The 2500-nt window shown below is 55.5% G+C and carries 2 rRNA genes (1 of these 2 cut by a window edge); both read right to left on the minus strand.

Annotation, left to right across the window (positions count from 1 at the left end):
• Positions 1-339: 339 nt before the first annotated feature.
• Positions 340-455, minus strand: a 5S ribosomal RNA gene (gene rrf, locus D3260_RS16935).
• A 67-nt stretch (positions 456-522) separates the two neighbouring features.
• Positions 523-2500, minus strand: a 23S ribosomal RNA gene (locus tag D3260_RS16940) (it continues 914 nt past the right edge of the window).

Consider the following 2500-nt stretch of genomic DNA (forward strand, 5'->3'; position numbering starts at 1 on the left):
ACCGACCACCGCGCAGGTGAATCTTTTCAGTACCCGCTTCCCAAGCGATCTTGTCGGTGAAATAAAGACTGACCGCCTCCTTCCAGTCGACCCACTCGACCGGGAGACCACCTGCATCGAGCTTGAGAATCCGGGGAATGACCGACACGAATCATCTCCTGCGCCGTGGTACGCCGCCGCGCCTCGACCGCGCAGCCGGCATCGATCATTCTGTTTTACCTTCAAAAGCGCTCGCGGCGCAAACCCCGTCTTCGTAGGCCAGCGTGCACTTGATGCCCGCCGGCTTATCTCAGGCATAAAAAAACCCCGTCGCGCGTGCGACGGGGTTTTCGGTGTAGAGCCTGGCGGTGACCTACTCTCACATGGGGAGGCCCCACACTACCATCGGCGCGGCGCGGTTTCACTTCCGAGTTCGGAATGGAATCGGGTGGTTCCCACGCGCTATGGCCGCCAGGCAAACGGGTTAACAATCTGGGTGCAATCGAACACTGTCATGAGCGGTCAAGAGCGCTTGAGCGTTATATGACCAAGTCTCACGGGCAATTAGTACCGGTAAGCTGAATACATTGCTGTACTTACACACCCGGCCTATCAACGTCCTCGTCTCGGACGACCCTTCAGAGTCCTCTAGGGACTAGCGAGATCTCATCTTGAGGTGGGCTTCGCGCTTAGATGCTTTCAGCGCTTATCCCTTCCGTACGTAGCTACCCTGCAATGCCACGGGCGTGACAACAGGAACACCAGAGGTACGTCCATCCCGGTCCTCTCGTACTAAGGACAGATCCTCTCAAATCTCGAACGCCTACGGCAGATAGGGACCGAACTGTCTCACGACGTTCTAAACCCAGCTCGCGTACCACTTTAAATGGCGAACAGCCATACCCTTGGGACCTGCTTCAGCCCCAGGATGTGATGAGCCGACATCGAGGTGCCAAACTCCTCCGTCGATGTGGACTCTTGGGAGGAATCAGCCTGTTATCCCCGGCGTACCTTTTATCCGTTGAGCGATGGCCCTTCCATACAGAACCACCGGATCACTAAGACCTACTTTCGTACCTGCTCGACCCGTCGGTCTCACAGTCAAGCACCCTTTTGCCTTTGCACTCGTTGCGCGATTTCCGACCGCGCTGAGGGTACCTTTGCACTCCTCCGTTACTCTTTGGGAGGAGACCGCCCCAGTCAAACTACCTACCATACACTGTCCCTGATCCCGATAAGGGACCTAGGTTAGAACCTCGAACATTTCAGGGCGGTATTTCAAGGGTGGCTCCACGCTGGCTAGCGCCAACGCTTCAAAGCCTCCCGCCTATCCTACACAAAAATGTTCAAGATCCAGTGCAAAGCTGTAGTAAAGGTGCACGGGGTCTTTCCGTCTTGCCGCAGGAACACTGCATCTTCACAGCAATTTCGATTTCACTGAGTCTCGGGTGGAGACAGTGTGGCCATCGTTACGCCATTCGTGCAGGTCGGAACTTACCCGACAAGGAATTTCGCTACCTTAGGACCGTTATAGTTACGGCCGCCGTTTACCGGGGCTTCGATCAAGAGCTTCGCTAAAGCTAACCCCATCACTTAACCTTCCGGCACCGGGCAGGCGTCACACCCTATACATCCACTTACGTGTTAGCAGAGTGCTGTGTTTTTAGTAAACAGTCGCAGCCACCTGGTCTCTGCGGCCCCTTCCAGCTCAGCTCGCGAGGAGCTTCACTTACCGGGGGCGCACCTTCTCCCGAAGTTACGGTGCCATTTTGCCGAGTTCCTTCACCCGAGTTGTCTCATACGCCTTAGGATTCTCACCTTATCCACCTGTGTTGGTTTGGGGTACGGTCTGCATAACCTGAAGCTTAGAGGGTTTTCCTGGAAGCATGGTATCGGTCACTTCTCGCTCGTAAGCGATCGTCATCGCGTCTCGGCATCAAGGGCATCCGGATTTGCCTGGACACCCTGCCTACATGCTTAAACCGGGGCTACCAACGCCCGGCCAACCTAACCTTCTTCGTCACCCCATCGCAGTTATGCGAGGTACGGGAATATTAACCCGTTTCCCATCGACTACGCCTTTCGGCCTCGCCTTAGGAGCCGACTCACCCTGCGCCGAATAGCGTTGCGCAGGAAACCTTGGATTTTCGGCGGGCAGGTTTTTCACCTGCCTTATCGTTACTCACGTCAGCATTCGCACTTCCGATACCTCCAGCATGCCTCACGGCACACCTTCACGGCCTACGGAACGCTCCTCTACCACTTGTGATAAATCACAAGTCCGCAGCTTCGGTGCATGGCTTTAGCCCCGTTATATCTTCCGCGCGGGCCGACTAGATCAGTGAGCTATTACGCTTTCTTTAAAGGATGGCTGCTTCTAAGCCAACCTCCTGACTGTCTGTGCCTTCCCACATCGTTTGCCACTTAGCCATGACTTGGGGACCTTAGCTGGCGGTCTGGGTTGTTTCCCTTTCCACTACGGAAGTTAGCTCTCGCAGTGTGTCTCCCGTGCTGCACTTGC

It is taken from the genome of Salinisphaera sp. Q1T1-3, from assembly GCF_003602005.1.
Taxonomy (GTDB): domain Bacteria; phylum Pseudomonadota; class Gammaproteobacteria; order Nevskiales; family Salinisphaeraceae; genus Salinisphaera.